Here is a 21,644-nt window from a genome sequence, read left to right on the forward strand (position 1 = left end):
GCTTCAGTAGATCAGCCGGTCCGGGCGCAGATCGCGCAGGATGGTGGTGGCGATCTCCTCGATCGACTTGTGGGTCGACGACAGCCAGGCGATGCCCTCGCGCTTCATCATCGCCTCGGCCTCGTTGATCTCGTAGCGGCAGTTCTCCAGCGCGGCGTACTTGCTGCCCGGGCGGCGCTCGTTGCGGATCTGGCTGAGCCGGTCGGCGTCGATCGTCAGGCCGAAGCACTTGTGGCGGTGCGGCAGCAGCATCGTGGGCAGCTTGCCGCGCTCGAAGTCCTCGGGAATCAGCGGGCAGTTGGCGGCCTTGATGCCGTGCTGCATCGCCAGATAGAGCGAGGTCGGCGTCTTGCCGCAGCGGCTCACGCCCACCAGGATCACGTCGGACTCGGCCAGATTGCGCGCCGACTGGCCGTCGTCATGCGCCAGCGAGAAGTTGATCGCCTCGATGCGGTCGTGGTACTCCTGACTCTTGGCGACATCGGAGAAGCGCCCGACGCGGTGGTTGCTCTTCATGCCCAGCTCGGCCTCGATCGGCTCGACGAAGGTGCGGAACATGTCGAGCACCAGCGCGTTGGCATCCGCGGTCAGCCGCTCGCGCACCAGCTCGTTGGCCAGCGTGATGAACACGATCGGGCGCACGCCTTCCTGCGCAGCCGTCATGTTGATCTCCCGCACCACCTGCTCGGCCTTGTCCTCGGTGTCGATGAAGGGGCGCCGGACATGGCGTGGCTTGGTCGCGAACTGGGCGAGGATCGACTTGCCGAAGGTCTCGGCGGTGATGCCGGTGCCGTCGGAAACGAAGAAGACTGTGCGGTTGGGCATGAGCAGATGCGTATTGATGCTTAAGGGTACATGTCGGGTACATGATAGGCCGGGATGACCCTAGAATGGCCGGCAATTCGCTTCCACTGCCGATGCCGCGCCGCCCCGCCCACGCCCACCCAGAACGACGACAAGCGCGTCGGGTGACTGGCCGCGCCGCCACCGTTCCCGTCTGCCCTGGCTGCCTTCTGCGCCGCGGGGACCGGTCCGGCCCGGAAGCTCCGGTTTTTCTACATCATGGAGCTTTGTCATGTCTTCAACCCATCTGGAAACCGCCCTGGTCGTCCCGTTCGAGCAGCTGCGGATGACCGACGTCGACACGGTCGGCGGCAAGAATTCCTCCCTCGGTGAAATGATCAGCCAGCTGGCGGCCTCGGGCGTTCGCGTGCCCGGCGGCTTCGCCACGACCGCTCACGCCTTCCGCGAGTTCCTGAAGGCCAGCGACCTGACCGGCAAGATCAATGCCCGCCTCGACAACCTGAACACCGACGATGTGCGCGCGCTGGCCGAGGCCGGTGCCGAGATCCGTGGCTGGGTCGAGAGCGCGCCGTTCCCGGCCGACCTCGAGGCGGCGATCCGTGCCGAGTTCGCTCGCCTGACCGAGGGCAGCCCGGAGGCGTCCTTCGCGGTGCGCTCGTCGGCCACCGCCGAGGATCTGCCCGATGCCTCCTTCGCCGGCCAGCAGGAATCCTTCCTGAACGTCGTCGGCATCGAGGACGTGCTGCACAAGATCAAGGAAGTGTTCGCGTCGCTCTACAACGACCGGGCGATCTCCTACCGCGTGCACAAGGGCTTCGCGCACGCGGATGTGGCGCTGTCGGCCGGCATCCAGCGCATGGTGCGCTCGGACCTGGGCGCGGCCGGCGTGATGTTCACGATGGACACCGAGTCGGGCTTCCAGGACGTGGTCTTCATCACCTCCAGCTATGGCCTGGGCGAGACGGTGGTGCAGGGCGCGGTCAACCCGGACGAGTTCTATGTCCACAAGCCGGCGCTGCAGCGCGGCAAGTCCGCGGTCATCCGCCGCAACCTCGGCTCCAAGCTGATCCGCATGGAGTTCGCCACGCCGGAGGAAAAGGCTGCCACGAAGAAGCTGGTCAAGACCACCGACACGCCGCCTGAGCTGCGCAACCGCTACTCGCTGACCGACGAGGAGGTCACGCAGCTGGGCCGCTACGCACTGATCATCGAGCAGCACTACGGCCGCCCGATGGACATCGAGTGGGGCAAGGACGGCGTCGACGGCCAGCTCTACATCCTGCAGGCCCGTCCCGAGACGGTGAAGAGCCAGGCCGCCGGCAAGGTGGAGCACCGCTACAAGCTCAAGGGCGCTGACCGCATCGTGCTGGCCGAAGGCCGCGCGATCGGCCAGAAGATCGGCACCGGCCCGGTCCGCCTGGTCCACTCGATCTCCGAGATGGAGCGGGTGCAGCCCGGCGACGTGCTGGTCACCGACATGACCGACCCGAACTGGGAGCCGGTGATGAAGCGCGCCAGCGCCATCGTCACCAACCGCGGCGGGCGCACCTGCCATGCGGCGATCATCGCCCGCGAGCTGGGCATCCCGGCGGTGGTCGGCTGCGGCGACGCCACCGAGCTGCTGAAGGACGGCCAGCTGGTCACGGTCGCCTGCTCGGAAGGCGACACCGGCTACATCTACGACGGCCTGCTCGAGATGGAGGTCAGCGAGGTGCAGCGCGGCGAGCTGCCGTACTCGCCGGTCAAGATCATGATGAACGTCGGCAACCCGCAGCTGGCCTTCGACTTCTGCCAGATGCCGAACTCCGGCGTCGGCCTGGCCCGACTCGAGTTCATCATCAACAACAACATCGGCGTGCACCCGAAGGCGATCCTCGACTATCCGAACATCGATTCCGACCTGAAGAAGGCGGTCGAGTCGGTGGCGCGCGGCCACGCCAGCCCGCGTGCCTTCTATGTCGACAAGCTGACCGAGGGCATCGCCACCATCGCCGCGGCCTTCTGGCCCAAGCCGGTGATCGTGCGCCTGTCGGACTTCAAGTCCAACGAGTACCGCAAGCTGATCGGCGGCAGCCGCTACGAGCCGGAGGAAGAGAACCCGATGCTGGGCTTCCGCGGCGCGGCGCGCTATGTCAGCAAGGAGTTCGGCGAGGCCTTCGCGATGGAGTGCGAGGCGCTCAAGCGCGTGCGCAACGACATGGGCCTGACCAACGTCGAGATCATGGTGCCCTTCGTGCGCACCCTGAAGCAGGCTGAGCGCGTCGTCGACATGCTGGCCGAGCAGGGCCTCAAGCGCGGCCAGAACGAGCTGCGCCTGATCATGATGTGCGAGATCCCGAGCAACGCCATCCTGGCCGAGCACTACCTGGAGTTCTTCGACGGCATGTCGATCGGCTCGAACGACCTGACGCAGCTGACGCTGGGTCTGGACCGCGACTCCGGCCTGGAGCTGCTGGCGGCCGACTTCGACGAGCGCGATCCGGCGGTCAAGGCGCTGATCGCGCGCGCCATCGCCGCCTGCCGCGCCCGCGGCAAGTACATCGGCATCTGCGGCCAGGGCCCCAGCGACCACCCCGACTTCGCCGACTGGCTGGCCCAGGAAGGCATCGTGTCGATCTCGCTGAACCCCGACACGGTGGTCGACACCTGGCAGCGTCTGGCCAAGCGCTGATCGGGTGCTGATCCGGCACTGATCCGACCTCATCGAGGGCTCGTCCGGCAGGGCGGGCCCTGTCGGCCTCTTGGTGTCAGTCCCGTGGTACCGGGGGATGCATGCGCGCACAATTCACGCCGAGGTGACAAGCATGCAAGGCGAGAAGGTGGGCGAATCGGCCATGAGAGCAAGGGTGTACTGGCGACGGGTGCGTCTCTGGACCGTGCTGGGGCTGGTGCTGTGGTTCGGTGTCACCCTGGCGGTGTCGTGGTGGTCGTCGGCGCTTGACGCCTGGCGGGTCGGGCGCATGCCGGCGGGCTACTGGTGGGCGACCCAGGGTGCGATCGCCGTCTATCTGCTGATCATCGTCGGCCATGGCTGGGTGATGGACCGCCTCGAGCGGCGCTGCGCGGAGGCCGAGTCCGGCGCCCGCGTGTCATGACGGGGCCGGATCTGTCGACCTCCGAGGAAACGCGGGTCTTCACCCGCACGCTCAACCGGCGCTATGCCTTCTACACCCTGTGCGTGCTGGTGTTCGTCGGCCTGCTGGCGGCGCTCGAGCATGCGGGCTGGCCGCGCAGCTGGATCGGCGGCACCTTCCTGATCGCCACCGTCGCGGTCTATGCGGCCATCGGCCTGATGTCGCGCACCACCGACGAGGCCGAGTACTACGTCGCCGGCCGTCGGGTGCCGGCGGTCTACAACGGCATGGCCACCGCGGCCGACTGGATGTCGGCCGCCTCCTTCATCGGCACCGCCGGCGTGCTCTATCTGCAGGGCTTTGCCGGTCTGGCCTACATCCTGGGCTGGACCGGGGGCTACTGCCTGGTCGCGCTGCTGCTGGCGCCCTATCTGCGTCGGCTCGGCTGCTTCACCATTCCCGAGTTCCTGGGGGCGCGCTATGGCGGCACCTGGCCTCGGCTGGTCGGGGTGATCGCGGTGACGCTGGTGTCCTTCGTCTATGTGGTGGTGCAGATCTACGGCGTCGGGCTGATCACCTCGCACCTGACCGGCTTCAGCTTCGAGATCGGCATCTTCGTCGGGCTGGGCGGGGTGCTGGTGTGCTCCTTCCTGGGCGGCATGCGTGCGGTCACCTGGACCCAGGTGGCGCAGTACATCGTGCTGATCATCGCCTACCTGACGCCGGTGGTCTGGCTGTCGCTGAACCAGACCGGCAGTCCCTTCCCGCTGTTCTCCTATGGCCAGCAGCTCGAGCATGTCTCGCTGCGCGAGCAGATGCTCAAGGACGATCCGGCCGAGCTGGCGGTGATCCGCCAGCTCGAGGTGCGTGCGGCCGATGCCCGCCACAAGCTCGACGATGTGCGCCAGGCCATGGCCGACGATGTCGAGACGCTGACGGCGCAGGCCCGGGCGCTGCAGGCGGCCGACGCCGCGCCCTCTCGCATCCAGCAGGTCGAGCGTCGCCTGCTGACCCGGCCGCAGACCGAGGAGGAGGCTCGCCAGGTCTATCAGCGCGAGTACGAGGAGGCGCTGCAGCGCGCCCGGCCGCTGGGCGGGCTGCCGCCCCAGGCCCAGCCGCTGGTGGCCGGAGACCCGCGAGGCGATGCCCAGCAGCGGCGCGACTACGAGGAGGGCCGGCGCAACTTCCTGGCCCTGGTGCTGTGCCTGATGCTGGGCACCGCGGCGATGCCGCATGTGCTCACGCGCTACTACACCACGCCCTCGGTCAGCGAGGCGCGCCGCTCGGTCGGCTGGTCGCTGTTCTTCATCGCGCTGCTGTACCTGGCCGCGCCGGCCCTGGCGGTGATGGTCAAGTACGAGGTCTTCACCAATCTGGTCGGCCTGCCTTTCGACCAGCTGCCGGGCTGGATCCGGCGCTGGGCCAAGCTCGACCCCTCGCTGGTCTCGGTCGAGGACATCAACGGCGACGGCCTGCTGCAGCTCGCCGAGCTGCACCTGGGCGGCGACGTGATCGTGCTGGCGGCGCCCGAGATCGGCGGGCTGCCGCTGGTGGTGACCTATCTGGTGGCCGCCGGCGGTCTGGCCGCGGCGCTGTCGACCGCCGACGGCCTGCTGCTGACCATTTCCAATGCGCTGTCGCATGACTTCTACTTCCGCTTCGTCAACCCGCGCGCACCGGCGATGCGCCGGGTGATGCTGTCGAAGTTCCTGGTGCTGGTGGTGGCGCTGATGGCGGCCTTCCTGGCCTCGATGCGCTTCGCCGACATCCTGCAGTTCGTCTCGGCGGCCTTCTCGCTGGCGGCGGCGGCCTTCTTCCCGGCGCTGGTGCTGGGCATCTTCTGGCAGCGAGCCAACCGCACCGGCGCGGTGCTGGGCATGCTGACCGGGCTGCTGGTGTGCGTCTTCTACATGGTGACCAACCATGAGGTGCTGCGCCGCATGTTCGGCATCACCTGGCCGCTGGCCGACTGCCGCTGGTGGGGCATCGATCCGGTGGCTGCGGGCGTCTTCGGCGTGCCCGCGGGCGCGCTGGTGCTGGTGCTGGTCAGCCTGCTGACCGCCCGGCCCGGGCCGGAGCAGCTGGCGGTGGTGGCGCGTCTGCGCGATCCTCTTTCCGGCAAGGGCTGATTCGCGCTATACTCGCAGGCTTTTCTTCCCTTGCTGCACCCGTGACAGACGCTGCGGGGCGGCTTCCGCAACAGGAATCCCCAAGGAGTTGCAATGCGTCACTACGAAATCGTCCTGCTGGTCCACCCGGACCAGAGCGAGCAGGTTCCGGCCATGCTGGAACGCTACAAGGCCCTGGTGACCGCTTCGGGCGGCCAGGTCCACCGTGTCGAGGACTGGGGTCGCTTCCAGCTCGCCTACCTGATCAACAAGCTGGCCAAGGCGCACTACCTGTGCCTGAACATCGAGTGCAGCAAGGAAACCCTGGCTGAGATCGAGACCGGCTTCCGCTTCAACGATGCCGTGCTGCGTCACCTGACGGTGCGTCGCGACAAGGCCGAGACCGGCCCGTCGTCGATGATGAAGCGCGTCGAGAAGGAAGAAGCGCGCAAGTCCCAGCAGGAGGCGAGCGCCTGATATCCGGTTCCTGACGCCGCACGCGACCCCGCGACCGACCGCGATGAACCAGCTTGTTCTTCAGGCCACCGTCGTCGAGCGCGCCGCGCTGCGCCACACCCCGGCCGGTCTGCCGGCGCTCGATGTCCGCCTGGCGCATGCCTCGCAGGTCGAGCATGCCGGAATGCCTCGGCAGGTCGCTCTGGAGATCCATGCGACCGCCATCGGCGAGACGGCCGGGCGACTGCAGCAGCTGCAGGTCGGCCAGGAGGCCCTGTTCCAGGGCTTTCTCGGCAAGCAGCGCAGTGGTCGTGGCGTCATGTTCCATATCAGTTCGTTCCAATCCGTTCCTCACACATCCGCACCGTAATCAGGAGGTCCTCATGCCCCCGCCGCGCAGCAAGTTTTCCAAGGGCCGCAAGGTCAAGCGCAACCAGCAGTCGCTGCTGTTCAAGCGCAAGCGTTTCTGCCGTTTCACCGTCGCCGGTGTCGAGTCGATCGACTACAAGGATCTCGACATCCTGCGCGACTTCGTCGGCGAGAACGGCAAGATCACGCCGGCCCGCCTGACCGGCACCCGCGCGATCTACCAGCGTCAGCTGACCACCTCGATCAAGCGCGCCCGTTTCCTGGCGCTGCTGCCGTACAGCGACCAGCACAAGGTCTGAGAGGAGAAACGCGATGCAAGTGATCCTGCTCGAAAAGGTCGCCAATCTGGGCGTGCTGGGTGATGTCGTCAAGGTCAAGGACGGCTATGCCCGCAATTTCCTGATCCCGACCGGTGCCGCACGCCGTGCCACCGAGAAGGCCATCAAGGAATTCGAAGTCCGCCGCGCCGAACTGGAAAAGGCCCAGGCTGAAAAGCTGGCCGCCGCTCAGGCCCAGGGCGAGAAGCTGGCCGGCAAGACCGTCACCATCAGCCAGAAGGCTGGCGTCGACGGCCGTCTGTTCGGTTCGGTGACCAACGCCGACATCGCCGAAGCGCTGAAGTCGCAAGGCGTCGAGATCGTCAAGGCGCAGGTGCGTCTGCCCAACGGCCCGCTGAAGGTCGTCGGCGAGCAGACCGTCGCGATCGCGCTGCACCACGATGTCGTGGTCGACGTGACCGTGGCTGTCGTCGGCGAGACCGACTGACCAGCCTGATTCCGGTGCGCCGGAGTCATCTGCAAGAGGCCGGCATCCGCCGGCCTTTTTTCGTTTCCGCCGACCTGTTCCGACCTGATCTGATCTGTTCCGACCATGTCCATGCCGCTGTTCCGACCTGAGGGCGCGCCGGTCTGGCGCACCACCCGCCATGTGCTTGCCCTCGATCGGGTGCGCATCATGGGCATCGTCAATGCCACGCCGGATTCCTTCTCCGATGGCGGGCGCGATCCGGCGGCCTCGCTGCGGCATTGCGAGACGCTGATCGGGCAGGGCGCGGACATTCTCGACATCGGCGGCGAGTCGACCCGGCCCGGGGCTGAGCCGGTGCCGGTCGACGAGGAATGGCGGCGCATCGAGCCGGTGCTGCGCCATGCACTCGGCCTGGGCGTGGCGGTGTCGGTCGACACCTGCAAGCCGGAGGTGATGCGCCGTGCGCTCGATCTGGGCGTGGACATCGTCAACGATGTCGCCGCGCTGCGCGCCCCTGGTGCGGTCGATGCGGTTGCGGCCCATCCGTCCTGCGGCCTGTGCCTGATGCACATGACGGGCGAGCCGCGCACGATGCAGCTGGCTCCGCACCATGACGATGTCGTCGCCGAGGTGGTCGCGCATCTGGCCGGCCGGGTGGCCGAGCTGGAGGCACGCGGCGTGGCGCGCGAGCGCATCGTGCTCGATCCGGGCATCGGCTTCGGCAAGCGGGTCGAGGACAACTTCGCGCTGATCCGCGGCCAGCAGGCGCTGCTGGCGCTGGGCCTGCCGGTGCTGGCGGGCTGGTCGCGCAAGTCCTCGCTCGGTGCGGTCACCGGCGGACGACCGGTGGGCGAGCGCCTGGCGGCCAGCGTGGCGGCGGCATTGGCTGCCGCCCACTGCGGCGCGCGCATCGTGCGTGTGCACGATGTGGCCGAGACGGCCGATGCGCTGAAGGTCTGGCAGGCTGCAGATCTGCTGCCGCGTGCCGAAACCTGATCCATCCCATGCCCACCGCATGCAAAGGCTGTTAGTTAAGGAAAGAGTCGCGCGGGCTTCATCCGCCTGCGGCGACAATCGGTGACCCGCTTGTGTAATGAAATGTTTCTCGAGGGCATTTCCTTGCCAGCGGCAGGAGAGGCACTCGACCCCAGGACTGAAACGAGATGAGCAGACAGTATTTCGGCACCGACGGCATTCGCGGCACCGTCGGCACCTATCCGATCACGCCGGACTTCGCGCTGCGTCTGGGCAATGCGGTGGGGCGCGTGCTGCGCGCCGGCCGCCCCGACGGCGAGCGCCCGGTGGTGCTGATCGGCAAGGACACCCGCGTGTCCGGCTACATGCTGGAGTCCTCGCTGGAGGCCGGGCTGAACTCGGCCGGCGTCGACGTGATGCTGACCGGGCCGCTGCCCACGCCGGGCGTGGCCTACCTGACCCGCGCGCTGCGGCTGGATCTGGGCGTGGTGATCAGCGCCTCGCACAACCCCTTCGGCGACAACGGCATCAAGTTCTTCTCCGCCAGGGGCGAGAAGCTGCCCGATGCCTGGGAGATCCAGGTCGAGGCCGAGCTCGAGCGCGAGCCGGTCTGGGTCGACTCGGTGGCGCTGGGGCGTGCGCGCCGGCTGCAGGATGCCTCCGGGCGCTACATCGAGTTCTGCAAGTCGACCTTCTCCAACGAGCTGTCGCTCAAGGGCCTGAAGATCGTCGTCGACGGCGCGCATGGCGCGGCCTACCAGATCGCGCCGGACGTGTTCCATGAACTCGGTGCCGAGGTGGTGCGCATCGGCTGCGAGCCCGACGGCTACAACATCAACGAGGGTGTCGGCGCGACCCATCCGCGCACGCTGCTGGCGGCGGTGCGCGCGCACAGCGCCGACTACGGCATCGCGCTCGACGGCGATGCCGACCGGCTGCAGATGGTCGATCGCGACGGCCGCATCTACAACGGCGACGAGTTGCTGTATGTGATGGTGGCTGACCGGCTGGCGCAGGGCGAGTCGGTGCCGGGCGTGGTCGGCACGCTGATGACCAACATGGCGGTCGAGCTGGCGATCCGCGGCCAGGGCCTCGAGTTCATCCGTGCCAAGGTCGGCGACCGCTACATTCTCGAGGAGCTTTCGCGCCGCGGCTGGCAGCTCGGCGGCGAGGGCTCGGGGCATCTGCTGGCGCTGGACCGCCACACCACCGGCGACGGCATCGTCAGCGCGCTGCAGGTGCTGCAGGCGCTGCAGCGCAGCCGCAGGTCGCTGGCCGACATGCTCGAGGGCGTCGAGCTGTTCCCGCAGACGCTGATCAATGTGCGCCTGCAGCCCGGCCAGGACTGGAAGGCCAACCGCGCGCTGGCCGAGATGCAGACGGTGATCGCCGCCGAGCTGGGTGACAGCGGCCGCATCCTGATCCGTGCCTCCGGCACCGAGCCGCTGGTGCGGGTGATGGTCGAGGCGCGCGATGCCCAGGTCGCGCACTCCAGCGCCGAGCGCCTGGCCGCGACGCTGCGCGACTGATCCGCAAAGCCGAAAGACTGGAAAAGCAGCAAGGGGGCGGATCCGCAAGGATCCGCCCCCTTGGCTTTGCCTTGCTCTGCGCCGGCTTACTTCTTGACCGGCGGCATCAGCACGCGGTCGATGACATGCACGGTGCCGTTGCGGGCCGGCAGGTCGGCCTGAACGATCATCGCTTCTTCCAGCGTCACGAAGTCGCCGGCGCGCGAGGTGGCGATCTCGGTGCCGGTGCTGGTGCGCACCTTGGCCGGCATCTCGCGTGCGGTCACCCGACCGGCGACCACATGGTGGCCGAGCACGGCCTTGAGCCGGGCCGGGTCGGCTGCCAGGGCGTCCAGCGTGGCCTTGGGCACCGCCTTGAAGGCCTCGTCGTTCGGGGCCAGCACCGTCAGCGCCGCCTCGCCGCGCAGGGTGTCCTGCAGGCCGGCCTGAGTCACCAGGCGGTTCAGCGTCGACAGCTCCGGCCGGGCGGCCAGGGTGTCGGCCAGCGTCGGGGCCGGATTCAGGCTGGCGCAGCCCGACATCAGCAGGGCGCAGGCGATGGCGCCGACGCTGCCCAGGAAAAGGCGCTTGGGTTGTTGCATGGGGTTGCTCCTCGAGATCTGATCGCTGTGGATCGCTGCAAACCGCAGAAGTGTCTCGACGACCAGTGACCATCTCATGACAATGCCGAGCGGCTGGAGGGGTCACGGAAGTGTCACAAACCGACCCTAGCATGCAGCCTGTCACGGCCCTGGCGCCGGTTTTGCAACAAGTCACCAAGGACACGTCATGAATTCCAGCGCTTTCGGTCGCGGTCTCCTTTCCTTCACCCTGCTGGCTGCCGCCTCCATGGCTTCGGCCCAGGATGTGACCGGTGCAGGCGCGACCTTTCCGGCTCCGGTCTACGCGAAGTGGGCCGATGCCTACAACAAGGCCACTGGCGCCAAGGTGAACTACCAGTCGGTCGGCTCGGGTGCGGGTCTCAAGCAGATCAAGTCGAAGACGGTCGACTTCGGCGCCTCCGACATGCCGCTGAAGGATGAAGAGCTGGCAGCCGACGGCCTGATGCAGTTCCCCACCGTGATCGGTGGCGTGGTGCCGGTGGTCAACATCAAGGGCATCCAGCCGGGCCAGATCAGGCTGACCGGCCAGCTGCTGGGCGACATCTACCTGGGCAAGATCACCAAGTGGAACGATCCGGCGCTGGTGGCGCTGAACTCGGGCGTGCCGCTGCCTGATGCGGCCATCTCGGTCGTGCGCCGTGCCGACGGCTCGGGCACCACCTTCCTGTTCACCAACTACCTGTCGAAGGTGAACGCCGAATGGAAGGCCAAGGCAGGCGAGGGCACCGCGGTCAACTGGCCGACCGGCGCTGGCGGCAAGGGCAACGAAGGCGTGTCGGCCTTCGTGATGCGCCTGCCCAACTCGATCGGCTATGTCGAGTACGCCTATGCCAAGCAGAACAAGATGTCGCATGTCCTGATGAAGAACAGGGACGGCAACTTCGTGGCCCCTGACGACGCCAACTTCAAGGCTGCCGCGGCTGGTGCTGAGTGGAGCAAGTCCTTCTATCAGGTGCTGACCGAGCAGCCGGGCAAGGATGCCTGGCCGCTGACGGGCGCCACCTTCATCCTGATGCACAAGACCCAGGACAAGCCGGCCTCGGCGACCGGTTCGCTGAAGTTCTTCGACTGGGCCTATGCCAACGGCGACAAGATGGCCGCCGACCTCGAGTACGTGGCGCTGCCGACCGCGGTCAAGGATCTGGTGCGCAAGCAGTGGGCCGAAGTCAAGGACGGCTCCGGCAAGGCGATCTCCTACAAGTGATCTGACGTGACTCGAACGGACTGGATCTGACCTGATCGGATCCGTTCCAACCGAAGGCGAGCCGGTGCGCCCCCTGCGCTGCCGACTCGCCTTTGCCATGAAGAACCCCCCAGAAGGAGTGGCCATGGCCGCTACACTGCCGGCTGACAGTTCACCGACTGCAGCCAAGAACATGATCAAGACTTCCGGATCCGGCCAGCCCCGCAGTGCGCGCAAGCCCTGGGCTGACACCCTGTTCGCGCTGCTGGCGCGTGCCAGCGCGCTGCTGACGCTGGCATTGCTGATCGGCATCATCGTGTCGCTGATCGATGGCGCGATGCCGGCGATCCGCGAATACGGCCTGTCCTTCCTGTGGCGCAGCGAATGGGATCCGGTCCAGGACCAGTACGGCGGCCTGGTGATGATCTACGGCACGCTGATGACCTCGATCATCGCGCTGCTGATCGCGGTGCCGGTGAGCTTCGGCATCGCGCTGTTCCTGACCGAGCTGTCGCCGGCCTGGCTGAAGCGCCCGCTGGGCATCGCCGTCGAGCTGCTGGCGGCCGTGCCGTCGATCGTCTACGGCATGTGGGGCCTGATGGTCTTCGGCCCGCTGCTGTCCGAACATGTGCAGATGCCGCTGCAGTCGCTGTTCCAGGGCGTGCCGGTGCTGGGCGAGCTGTTCTCGGGCCCGCCGGTGGGCATCGGCCTGCTGTCGGCCGGCATCATCCTGGCGATCATGATCATTCCCTTCATCGCCTCGGTGATGCGGGATGTCTTCGAGGTCACCCCGCCGATGCTGAAGGAGTCTGCCTACGGCCTGGGCTCGACCACCTGGGAGGTGGTCTGGAAGGTGGTGCTGCCCTACACCAAGACCGGCGTGGTCGGCGGCATCATGCTCGGCCTGGGCCGTGCGCTGGGCGAGACGATGGCGGTCACCTTCGTGATCGGCAACATGAACCAGCTCAACTCGCTGTCGCTGTTCGAGGCGGCCAACAGCATCACCTCGGCGCTGGCCAACGAGTTCGCCGAGGCCAACGAGGGCCTGCATCAGGCCTCGCTGATCTATCTGGGCCTGGTGCTGTTCTTCATCACCTTCGTGGTGCTGTCGTTCTCGAAGGTGCTGCTGGCGCAGCTGAAGAAGAACGAGGGCCGCTGACATGAACACCTCCTCCATGAACACCTCCCCGAGCGCTGCAGCCACCTCCGCGCTGCATGCCTCGCGCGCGGCGATGCATCGCCGCCGCAAGTGGGTCAACAATGTCGCGCTGCTGCTGTCGCTGGCGGCGATGGCCTTCGGCCTGGTCTGGCTGGTCTGGATCCTGTTCGAGACCATCCGCCTCGGTCTCGGCGGCCTGTCGCTGATGACCTTCACCGAGATGACGCCGCCGCCCCAGGAAGAGATCGGCGGCCTGGCCAACGCGATCATGGGCTCGCTGCTGATGGTGACGCTGGCCACGCTGATCGGCACGCCGGTCGGCGTGATGGCCGGCGTCTACCTGGCCGAGTACGGCCGCAGCGGCTGGCTGGGCAGCGTGACCCGCTTCATCAACGACATCCTGCTGTCGGCGCCCTCGATCGTGATCGGCCTGTTCATCTATGCCGTCTGGGTCGACCGCTTCAAGTCCTTCTCGGGCTTCGCTGGCGTGCTGGCGCTGGCGCTGATCGTCATTCCGGTGGTGATCCGCACCACCGAGAACATGCTCAGCCTGATCCCGAACGCGATGCGCGAGGCCGCCTACGCGCTGGGCACGCCGAAGTGGAAGGTGATCCTGTCGATCACGCTGAAGTCGGCCCGCGCCGGCGTCATCACCGGCGTGCTGCTGGCGATCGCGCGCATTTCCGGCGAGACCGCGCCGCTGCTGTTCACCGCGCTGTCGAACCAGTTCTGGACCACCAACCTGAACGAGCCGATGGCCAGCCTGCCGGTGACCATCTTCAAGTTCGCGATGAGCCCGTACGAGAACTGGCAGAAGCTGGCCTGGGCCGGTGTCTTCCTGATCACCATCGGTGTCCTGGCGCTCAACATCATCGCCCGCACCTTCCTGCGCAACAAGCACTGAGCACTGAGTCACCCATCATGGATACCCAAGTCAATCTGCCGACGACCGAGAAGGTCAAGCTGTCGGTGCGCAACCTGAACTTCTACTACGGCGCCTTTCACGCGCTGAAGAACATCAACATGGATCTGCCCGAGAAGAAGGTGACCGCCTTCATCGGGCCCTCGGGCTGCGGCAAGTCGACGCTGCTGCGCACCTTCAACCGCATGTTCGAGCTCTACCCCGAGCAGCGCGCCGAAGGCCAGATCCTGCTCGACGGCCAGGACATCCTGACCAGCAAGGAAGACGTCTCGCTGATCCGTGCCCGCGTCGGCATGGTGTTCCAGAAGCCGACGCCCTTCCCGATGTCGATCTACGACAACATCGCCTTCGGCGTGCGCCTGTTCGAGAACCTCTCGCGCGTCGAGATGGACGAGCGCGTGGAATGGGCGCTGAAGAAGGCCGCGCTCTGGACCGAGGTCAAGGACAAGCTCGACCAGAGCGGCTCGGGCCTGTCGGGCGGTCAGCAGCAGCGCCTGTGCATCGCACGCGGCATCGCGATCAAGCCGGAAGTGCTGCTGCTCGACGAGCCGTGCTCGGCGCTCGATCCGATCTCGACCGGCAAGATCGAGGAGCTGATCGACGAGCTGAAGTCCGACTACACCGTGCTGATCGTGACGCACAACATGCAGCAGGCCGCGCGCAGCTCGGACTACACCGCCTACATGTACCTGGGCGACCTGATCGAGTTCGGCCCCACCTCCGACATCTTCATGAAGCCGAAGAAGAAGGAGACCGAGGACTACATCACCGGTCGCTTCGGCTGATCACAGGAGTCTCTTGATGGACAAGCATCTCTCCAGCCAGTTCGACGCCGAGCTCAGCGGCATCTCCACCCGCGTGCTCGAGATGGGCGGCCTGGTCGAGGCCCAGGTGGCCCAGGCGGTCCAGGCGCTGACGCTGTTCAGCACCGACATCGCCACCCAGGTGATCCGCATCGAGGAGCGGGTCAACCAGATGGAGATGGAGATCGACCGTGATCTGTCGTCGATCATCGCGCGTCGCCAGCCGACCGCACGCGATCTGCGCCTGCTGATCGCGATCTCCAAGACCATCGGCAATCTCGAGCGCGTCGGCGACGAGGCCGCGCGCATCGCCCGCACCGTGCAGGGGCTGGTGAGCACCGGGGTGTCGAGCCGGCTGCGTTTCCCGGTGGGCGATGTCTCGCACGAGGCCAGCCTGGCGACCAACCTGCTGCGCAAGTCGCTGGATGCCTTCGCGCGTCTGGACACCAACCAGGCGCTCGAGGTGATCCGCCAGGACAACGAGATCGACCGCGAGTTCGACGGCCTGATGCGCAAGCTCATCACCTACATGATGGAAGACCCGCGCACCATCTCGGCGGCGATCGATCTGGTCTTCGTCGCCAAGGCGATCGAGCGGGTCGGCGATCACGCCAAGAACCTGGCCGAGCAGATCATCTACATCGTCAAGGGCACCGACGTGCGGCACAACCCGCCCGATGCGGTCGCCGACATGGTCAAGTGACGTGACCCGTACGCTGATCGTCGAGGACGAGCCGGCGATCGCCGAGCTGATCGCGATCCATCTGCGCCATGCCGGCCATGAGGTGATGCAGGCCGGCACGGTGGCGCAGGCACGTGCGGCGGTCGATGCGGTGCTGCCCGATCTGGTGGTGCTCGACTGGATGCTGCCCGGTGGCTCCGGCGTGGAGCTGGCACGCCACTGGCGCGCGGCGGCACGCACCCGCGAGCTGCCGATCCTGATGCTCACCGCACGCGGCGACGAGGCCGACATGATCGCCGGGCTCGATGCCGGCGCGGACGACTATCTGGTCAAGCCCTTCTCCCCGGGTGAGCTGATGGCGCGCATCCGCGCGGTGCTGCGCCGGCGCGCGCCGGCGGCACTGGCCGAGGGTCAGCTGCAGGTGGGGCCGCTGCGGCTCGACCAGGCGGCGCATCGGCTCGAGGTCGATGGCCGGCCGGTCAAGCTCGGTCCGACCGAGTTCCGGCTGATCCAGCACCTGATGAGCCATCCGGAGCGGGTCCACAGCCGCTCGCAGCTGCTCGACCGGGTCTGGGGCGACCATGTCTTCATCGAGGAGCGCACCGTCGATGTCCACATCAAGCGGCTGCGCGAGTCGCTGATGCCGGTCGATGCCGGGCGGATGATCGAGACGGTGCGGGGCGCTGGCTATCGCTTGCTGAAGGATCGTCCCGCCGCCGGCTGAGCCGGACCGCGCGCGAGACGACAGGACAGGAAGGTTCCACATCATGAGTCTGGCGCTCAAGCGCCTGCTGTCGCTGCTGCTGAGCCTGAGCCTGCTGGCGCTGGTCGGCGGCGTGATCGGGCTGAAGCTGGGTGCGCCGGTGCTGGGCACCTGGGCCGGCGCGCTGCTGGGTGCGGCCTGGGCCGGCTGGCGCGATGCCCGCCGTGCCGGGCGGCTGATGCGCTGGATGCGCGGCAACATGGAGGCCGAGGCTCCGCGCGACGGCGAACTCTGGGGCGAGCTGGCCTACCGGACCGAGCGCGCGCTGCTGCAGCGCGACCAGCGCATGCAGCTCGAGCGGCGTCGGCGCGAGGAGTTCCTCAGCGCGATCGAGGCCTCGCCCAACGGCGTGCTGCTGCTTGATGCCGACGAGCAGATCGTCTGGCTCAGCCAGGTGGCGGCGGTCCATCTCGGGCTGGACCCCGAGCGCGACATCGGCCAGCGCATCACCAACCTGGTGCGCACGCCGGCCTTTGTCGCGGCGCTGCAGTCGGGCAGCACCGAGCCGCTGCTGATGGCGGGCAGCCAGCCGGCGCAGCTTCTGCTCTCGGTGCTGGTGCGCCGCTACGGCAGCGTCGGCCAGCGGCTGGTGCTGACGCAGGATGTGACCGAGCGCCAGCGCAACGAGGCGATGCGGCGCGACTTCGTCGCCAATGTCTCGCACGAGATCCGCACGCCGCTGACGGTGCTGGCCGGCTTCGTCGAGACGATGGCCACGCTGCCGCTCGGACCGGATGACCGCGAGCGCATGCTGCAGCTGATGACCCAGCAGACCCGGCGCATGCAGACCCTGGTGACCGATCTGCTGACGCTGGCGCGCCTGGAGGGCAGCCCGCAGCCTGCGCCCGACGACTGGCATCCGGTGGCCGACCTGATCGAGCAGATCGGCGTCGAGACGCAGGGGCTGTCGCGCGGTCGGCACCTGATCCGCCTGCCCGGGACCGGCGACGCCGATCTGGCCGGCGTGGAGCTGGCCGGCAATCTCAGCGAGCTGCTGTCGGCGATGACCAATCTGGCCAGCAATGCGGTGCGCTATACGCCCGACGAGGGCCGGATCTCGATCGGCTGGCAGCTTCGTCCGGGCGGCGGTGCGGTGTTCGAGGTGAAGGACAGCGGCATCGGCATCGCGCGCGACCATCTGCCGCGACTGACCGAGCGCTTCTACCGGATCGACGGCAGCCGCTCGCGCGAGACCGGCGGCACCGGCCTGGGCCTGTCGATCGTCAAGCATGTGGTGCAGCGCCATGGTGCCGAGCTGACGATCGACAGCCAGATCGGCCAGGGATCGACCTTCCGCATCCTGTTCCCGGCCTCCCGGGTCCGGGTGCACCGGGCGGTGGCCGAGGCCGCGCAGGCTCAGGAACTGCGCCGGTAGATCAGGATCACTTCGTCGCGGTCGGTCGGGCGGCGCACCCGGGTCTGCAGCTGCCAGCCGGCCAGCACCGGGCTGCGCTGGCGCTGCGGCTCGGTGCCGATGCGCTCGCCCTGGGCCAGCACCAGCCAGCGGCAATCGGTGCGGCGCGGGTCGCGGGTCAGCGTCCAGCGGCCGTGCACCTCCAGCGCGGCCAGCTGGCCGCGACTGAACTCGGGCGCGACCAGGCAGGCGCCCGCCGGCACCTGCTGCGCGATCTGGCGCACCATCGGCCGGTAGCTGCGTGCGTAGTCGAGCACCGGCAGCAGCAGCGTCATCGTCAGCAGCCAGCTCAGCGCCACGCCGCCGGCCGGCAGCACCAGGGTCTTCCACAGCGCCTGGCGGTGGCGCCCGGTGCGCCAGCGCACCAGGGCCAGCCAGGCCAGCGTGCCCGTCACCGCCGCCAGCAGCGCGAGAGGCTGGAACACCGGCTCGAAGCCGGGAGCCAGCTTCATGATGTTGCCCGCCGGCCGCGCCGGAATGCCGGCATGCATCGACAGGTAGAGCACCCACACCGTCAGCGCGCAGGCGCTGAAGAAGAAGACCGAGAACCAGTCGATCGCCGCGCCGACGCTGCGCCTGAGCGTGGGCAGTGCGAAGGCGGCCATGATCGCCAGCGCCGGCAGCGCCAGCATCAGCGCACGGTCCGAGCCGCCCATGCCGATGCTCGCTGCCAGCGCGATCAGCAGCACCGCCAGCGGCACCGACAGATGGCGCTTGAGCAGATGGCGGCGCCAGTGCCACAGCGTCCATCCCGCCAGCGGCCAGACCGGCCAGGTGAACCAGATCAGCAGCCGAGCCAGGCTGGCCGGATCGCGCAGAGGCGCCAGCCGCCAGGCCCAGGCCTGCAGCAGCGTCGCGACAATGCCGGCCAGCAGGGCGCCAGTCAGCAGCCAGGGCACCTGGCGGCGGGCATCGGCATAGCTGGAGCGTTGACTGATCAGCATGCCGGCCAGGGCCAGCAGCAGACCGGTGGTGGCCGCGCCGCTGGCCGCCAGCAGGGTGGGGGCCAGCAGCACCGCCATCCGGCCGTGCCAGGTCTTGTAAGGGCTGACCGCCAGGCCGTAGAGCAGCAGTGCGGTGGCCGCCAGCTGCACCAGCTCCGGCGTGGTCTCATGGCCGAGCTGCAGCAGGCCGAGCGAGGCGATCAGGGCCAGCAGCGCACCATCGGCAATCGCGCGGGCATAGTCGACCGGGTCCGCCTCGCCGCCGAAGGCGAAGGCCAGCGGCTGCGCGGCCTCGGTCCGGGCCAGATGCAGCGTGGCATACCAGACCAGCGCCATCGTCGCGGCCAGCAGCAGCGCGAAGGGCAGGCGCGCGGCCAGCGCCGGGTCCAGGCCCAGCGGGGTCAGCAGCGCCATCGAGGCTGCACCGAGCCAGTAGGGCAGCACGCCGCCTTCGGCCACCAGCCCGGCGATCGAGGGCTGCAGCCAGCTCGACTCGCCACGCAGCAGGCTGGTCATGTAGCCGTAGGCGGCGATGTCGGCATTCTTCCAGGGGTCGCGGCCGAAGATGCCCGGCAGCAGATAGGCTGCGCAGAACAGCAGCAGCGCCAGCCGGGGCAGCCGCTCGACGGCGCGCTGCGAGACCAGGGCAGGGGTGGGGCGGGTATCGGTCACGGCGACGGGCGCGTCAGGCAACAAAAAAGGCAGCCATGTCGGGCTGCCTTCGTGGCGCGCACCCTCGGTGGATGGGTGCGCATCGATTCCGGTGGCCCGGAGATCGATCGATCAGCGCTTGATGCCGACCTTGAACTTGTTGCGGAACTTCTCGACGCGACCGCCCAGGTTGTCGACGCTCTTTTGCTGGCCGGTGTAGAACGGGTGCGTCTCGCTGGTGGTTTCCAGCTTGAACAGCGGCAGCTCGCGGCCGTCTTCCAGCGTGATCTTTTCCTTGGTCGGAGCGCAGGAACGCGTCACGAACTGGAAGCCGTTGGACAGGTCGACGAAGCAGACGTCGCGGTAGTTCGGGTGGATGCCGTCTTTCATGGGGATGCTCGCTGTGGTGCCGGGAGCCACCGCCCGCACCATGCGTAGCAGCACTTTCCGACAGCGGAAAAACCTCGATTATAGCCCGTGCAGGCCCTGCACGGGAAGGGTGCGCATCAGTGCGGGGGCTTCAGCCGCCGCGGCGCATCATGTCGAAGAAGTCGAGGTTGCTCTTCGTGGCCTTCATCTTGTTGAGGATGAATTCCATCGCCTCGATCTCGTCCATCGGGTAGAGCAGCTTGCGCAGGATCCAGGTCTTCTGCAGGATCTCGGGCTTCAGCAGCAGCTCCTCGCGCCGCGTGCCCGACTTGTTCAGCAGGATCGACGGGTAGACGCGCTTCTCGGCCATGCGGCGGTCCAGGTGGATCTCGCAGTTGCCGGTGCCCTTGAATTCCTCGTAGATCACTTCGTCCATGCGGCTGCCGGTGTCGACCAGCGCGGTGCCGATGATGGTGAGCGAACCGCCTTCCTCGACATTGCGCGCTGCGCCGAAGAAGCGCTTCGGGCGCTGCAGCGCGCCCGCGTCGACGCCGCCGGTCAGCACCTTGCCCGAGGAGGGCAGCACGTTGTTGTAGGCGCGCGCCAGGCGGGTGATCGAGTCCAGCAGGATGATCACGTCCTTGCGCAGCTCGACCAGGCGCTTGGCGCGCTCGATCACCATCTCGGCGACCTGGACGTGGCGGGCGGCCGGCTCGTCGAAGGTCGAGCTGATGACCTCGCCGCGCACGGTGCGCTGCATCTCGGTCACTTCCTCGGGGCGCTCGTCGACCAGCAGCACGATCAGGTGCACGTCCGGGTTGTTGGCCACCAGCGCGTGGGCCAGGTGCTGCATCATCACCGTCTTGCCGCTCTTCGGCGGCGCGACCAGCAGCGCGCGCTGGCCTTTGCCGATCGGCGCGATCAGGTCGATGATGCGGCTGGTGATGTTCTCCTCGCCGCGGATGTCACGCTCGAGCCTGAACTGTTCCTTGGGGAACAGCGGAGTCAGGTTCTCGAACATGATCTTGTTCTTCGATTCCTCCGGCGTCAGGTTGTTGACGCGGTCGACCTTGACCAGCGCGAAGTAGCGCTCGCCGTCCTTCGGCACGCGCACCTCGCCCTCGATCATGTCGCCGGTGTGGAGGTTGAAGCGGCGGATCTGGCTGGGCGACAGGTAGATGTCGTCGGTCGACGCCAGGAAGCTGGTGTCGGGCGAGCGCAGGAAGCCGAAGCCGTCGGGCAGCACTTCGAGCACGCCGTCGCCGAAGATCTGCTCGCCCTGCTTGGCGCGCTTCTTCATGATCGCGAACATCAGCTCCTGCTTGCGCAGGCGGCTGGCGTTCTCGATCTCGAGCGTCTCCGCCATCCGGACGAGCGCCGAGATGTGTTGAGCCTTGAGTTCGGAAAGGTGCATAGGGTCGGGCCCTGAAATCAGGCCTTGCCGGTGCCAGCCGGACAGGCCGAAGGGGTCGGACTCCCTGTCTCGCAAGCCTGCTGGTTCTCGCTGCTGCGCTGCGCGTGGCAGCTCTGCACCGGTGGAATCAGGAAAATGCGGGAGGAGGGAGCCGACGCTGCGCGCTCCAGCATCTGCGTCAGGAGCTGCAAATCCGGCTGGAACAACCGGCGCGCAGTGGCATTCGTCATGGCTGCAGCGGCGGGCGCCGCTGCAGGTGAGACGAATTATAGGTTGGACTTGATGAAATCGGTCAACTGCGCCTTGTTCAGCGCGCCGACCTTGGTGGCGGCCAGGTCGCCGCCCTTGAAGATCATCAGCGTCGGGATGCCGCGGATGCCGAAACGCGCCGGCACGTCGCGGTTCTCGTCGACGTTCATCTTGGCGACGACGAGCTGGCCTTTGAATTCGGCCGCCACCGCGTCGAGCACCGGAGCGATCGCCTTGCAGGGGCCGCACCACTCGGCCCAGTAGTCCACCAGCACCGGCTTGTCGGACTGGAGCACCTCGGCTTCGAAGGTGGCGTCAGAGATGTGTTTGATGAGATCGCTGCTCATGAAGATTCCGTCGCAGATGACAGGAGGTGACAGGGGAAAAGACGGCTGTGATTTTGGCATGAACCAGCCGATACCCGTGG

Annotated in this window: 23 protein-coding genes; 16 read left to right on the forward strand and 7 right to left on the reverse strand. The window is 67.5% G+C overall.

What is annotated here, in order from left to right; genetic code table 11:
• Positions 1–3: 3 nt before the first annotated feature.
• Positions 4–825 carry a posphoenolpyruvate synthetase regulatory kinase/phosphorylase PpsR gene (ppsR, locus tag NFT33_RS03470; protein ID WP_149503268.1) on the reverse strand — a complete coding sequence of 274 codons (822 nt, stop codon included), beginning with the start codon at positions 823–825 and terminating at the stop codon, positions 4–6.
• Positions 826–1,075: 250 nt separating this feature from the next.
• Between ppsR and ppsA the strand changes: the two genes are divergently transcribed.
• The 9 genes from ppsA (at position 1,076) to glmM (ending at position 10,062) form a co-directional block, all read left to right on the forward strand.
• Positions 1,076–3,475 (forward strand): phosphoenolpyruvate synthase, encoded by a 2,400-nt coding sequence (gene ppsA / locus NFT33_RS03475; RefSeq protein ID WP_220785339.1) that lies wholly within the window; start codon positions 1,076–1,078, stop codon positions 3,473–3,475.
• A 163-nt stretch (positions 3,476–3,638) separates the two neighbouring features.
• Positions 3,639–3,899 (forward strand): DUF4212 domain-containing protein, encoded by a 261-nt coding sequence (locus tag NFT33_RS03480; protein WP_251673180.1) that lies wholly within the window; start codon positions 3,639–3,641, stop codon positions 3,897–3,899.
• On the forward strand, positions 3,896–6,007 hold the full coding sequence (locus NFT33_RS03485; RefSeq protein WP_251673182.1) for a sodium:solute symporter family protein: 2,112 nt from the start codon (positions 3,896–3,898) through the stop codon (positions 6,005–6,007). The genes NFT33_RS03480 and NFT33_RS03485 overlap by 4 nt, the downstream gene beginning before the upstream one ends.
• Before the next feature lie 93 nt (positions 6,008–6,100).
• On the forward strand, positions 6,101–6,463 hold the full coding sequence (gene rpsF / locus NFT33_RS03490) for a 30S ribosomal protein S6 (protein ID WP_037477728.1): 363 nt from the start codon (positions 6,101–6,103) through the stop codon (positions 6,461–6,463).
• Between the two features lie 43 nt (positions 6,464–6,506).
• On the forward strand, positions 6,507–6,812 hold the full coding sequence (gene priB, locus NFT33_RS03495; RefSeq protein ID WP_037477726.1) for a primosomal replication protein N: 306 nt from the start codon (positions 6,507–6,509) through the stop codon (positions 6,810–6,812).
• Between the two features lie 13 nt (positions 6,813–6,825).
• Positions 6,826–7,110 (forward strand): 30S ribosomal protein S18, encoded by a 285-nt coding sequence (gene rpsR / locus NFT33_RS03500; RefSeq protein WP_037477724.1) that lies wholly within the window; start codon positions 6,826–6,828, stop codon positions 7,108–7,110.
• A gap of 13 nt (positions 7,111–7,123) precedes the next feature.
• The gene (gene rplI / locus NFT33_RS03505; protein ID WP_220785345.1) at positions 7,124–7,576 is read left to right on the forward strand and encodes a 50S ribosomal protein L9; all 453 of its coding nucleotides are present in this window, start codon (positions 7,124–7,126) and stop codon (positions 7,574–7,576) included.
• Positions 7,577–7,681: 105 nt separating this feature from the next.
• Positions 7,682–8,554 carry a dihydropteroate synthase gene (folP, locus tag NFT33_RS03510; RefSeq protein ID WP_244954461.1) on the forward strand — a complete coding sequence of 291 codons (873 nt, stop codon included), beginning with the start codon at positions 7,682–7,684 and terminating at the stop codon, positions 8,552–8,554.
• Positions 8,555–8,721: 167 nt separating this feature from the next.
• Entirely contained in the window at positions 8,722–10,062 is a 1,341-nt protein-coding gene (gene glmM, locus NFT33_RS03515; RefSeq protein WP_251673185.1) for a phosphoglucosamine mutase, read from the forward strand.
• Positions 10,063–10,148: 86 nt separating this feature from the next.
• On the opposite strand, the gene NFT33_RS03520 is transcribed toward glmM, so the two are convergent.
• Positions 10,149–10,643, reverse strand: coding sequence for a fasciclin domain-containing protein (locus NFT33_RS03520; RefSeq protein WP_149503274.1), 495 nt, complete (start codon positions 10,641–10,643; stop codon positions 10,149–10,151).
• A 187-nt stretch (positions 10,644–10,830) separates the two neighbouring features.
• On the opposite strand from NFT33_RS03520, the gene pstS reads away from it, so the two are divergent.
• From pstS to phoR, 7 genes are all read left to right on the forward strand, one after another.
• Positions 10,831–11,868: a phosphate ABC transporter substrate-binding protein PstS gene (gene pstS, locus NFT33_RS03525; RefSeq protein ID WP_376744119.1), complete on the forward strand. Its 1,038-nt coding sequence runs from the start codon at positions 10,831–10,833 to the stop codon at positions 11,866–11,868.
• Between the two features lie 172 nt (positions 11,869–12,040).
• Positions 12,041–13,006, forward strand: coding sequence for a phosphate ABC transporter permease PstC (gene pstC / locus NFT33_RS03530; RefSeq protein ID WP_149503276.1), 966 nt, complete (start codon positions 12,041–12,043; stop codon positions 13,004–13,006).
• A 1-nt stretch (position 13,007) separates the two neighbouring features.
• Positions 13,008–13,910 (forward strand): phosphate ABC transporter permease PstA, encoded by a 903-nt coding sequence (pstA, locus tag NFT33_RS03535; protein WP_376744120.1) that lies wholly within the window; start codon positions 13,008–13,010, stop codon positions 13,908–13,910.
• 17 nt (positions 13,911–13,927) lie between these two features.
• Positions 13,928–14,713 carry a phosphate ABC transporter ATP-binding protein PstB gene (gene pstB / locus NFT33_RS03540; RefSeq protein WP_037477710.1) on the forward strand — a complete coding sequence of 262 codons (786 nt, stop codon included), beginning with the start codon at positions 13,928–13,930 and terminating at the stop codon, positions 14,711–14,713.
• Positions 14,714–14,726: 13 nt separating this feature from the next.
• Complete coding sequence (gene phoU, locus NFT33_RS03545; RefSeq protein WP_149503277.1) at positions 14,727–15,434, forward strand: phosphate signaling complex protein PhoU; 708 nt, start codon at positions 14,727–14,729, stop codon at positions 15,432–15,434.
• 1 nt (position 15,435) lies between these two features.
• On the forward strand, positions 15,436–16,137 hold the full coding sequence (gene phoB / locus NFT33_RS03550) for a phosphate regulon transcriptional regulator PhoB (protein WP_220785355.1): 702 nt from the start codon (positions 15,436–15,438) through the stop codon (positions 16,135–16,137).
• Between the two features lie 43 nt (positions 16,138–16,180).
• Positions 16,181–17,551 carry a phosphate regulon sensor histidine kinase PhoR gene (phoR, locus tag NFT33_RS03555; protein ID WP_251673189.1) on the forward strand — a complete coding sequence of 457 codons (1,371 nt, stop codon included), beginning with the start codon at positions 16,181–16,183 and terminating at the stop codon, positions 17,549–17,551.
• Here phoR and NFT33_RS03560 read toward each other — a convergent pair.
• The 5 genes from NFT33_RS03560 to trxA form a co-directional block, all read right to left on the reverse strand.
• Entirely contained in the window at positions 17,533–19,206 is a 1,674-nt protein-coding gene (locus NFT33_RS03560) for a hypothetical protein (RefSeq protein ID WP_251673192.1), read from the reverse strand. The genes phoR and NFT33_RS03560 overlap by 19 nt on opposite strands.
• Before the next feature lie 111 nt (positions 19,207–19,317).
• Positions 19,318–19,575 (reverse strand): type B 50S ribosomal protein L31, encoded by a 258-nt coding sequence (locus NFT33_RS03565; RefSeq protein ID WP_149503281.1) that lies wholly within the window; start codon positions 19,573–19,575, stop codon positions 19,318–19,320.
• Positions 19,576–19,705: 130 nt separating this feature from the next.
• Complete coding sequence (gene rho, locus NFT33_RS03570; RefSeq protein WP_037477702.1) at positions 19,706–20,968, reverse strand: transcription termination factor Rho; 1,263 nt, start codon at positions 20,966–20,968, stop codon at positions 19,706–19,708.
• A 17-nt stretch (positions 20,969–20,985) separates the two neighbouring features.
• Positions 20,986–21,198, reverse strand: a complete 213-nt coding sequence (locus NFT33_RS03575) for a hypothetical protein (protein WP_220785360.1) — start codon at positions 21,196–21,198, stop codon at positions 20,986–20,988.
• A gap of 36 nt (positions 21,199–21,234) precedes the next feature.
• Positions 21,235–21,564 (reverse strand): thioredoxin TrxA, encoded by a 330-nt coding sequence (gene trxA, locus NFT33_RS03580; RefSeq protein ID WP_251673194.1) that lies wholly within the window; start codon positions 21,562–21,564, stop codon positions 21,235–21,237.
• Positions 21,565–21,644 lie beyond the last annotated feature (80 nt).

This window comes from Sphaerotilus sp. FB-3 (genome assembly GCF_023706025.1).
GTDB lineage: Bacteria > Pseudomonadota > Gammaproteobacteria > Burkholderiales > Burkholderiaceae_C > Sphaerotilus > Sphaerotilus sulfidivorans.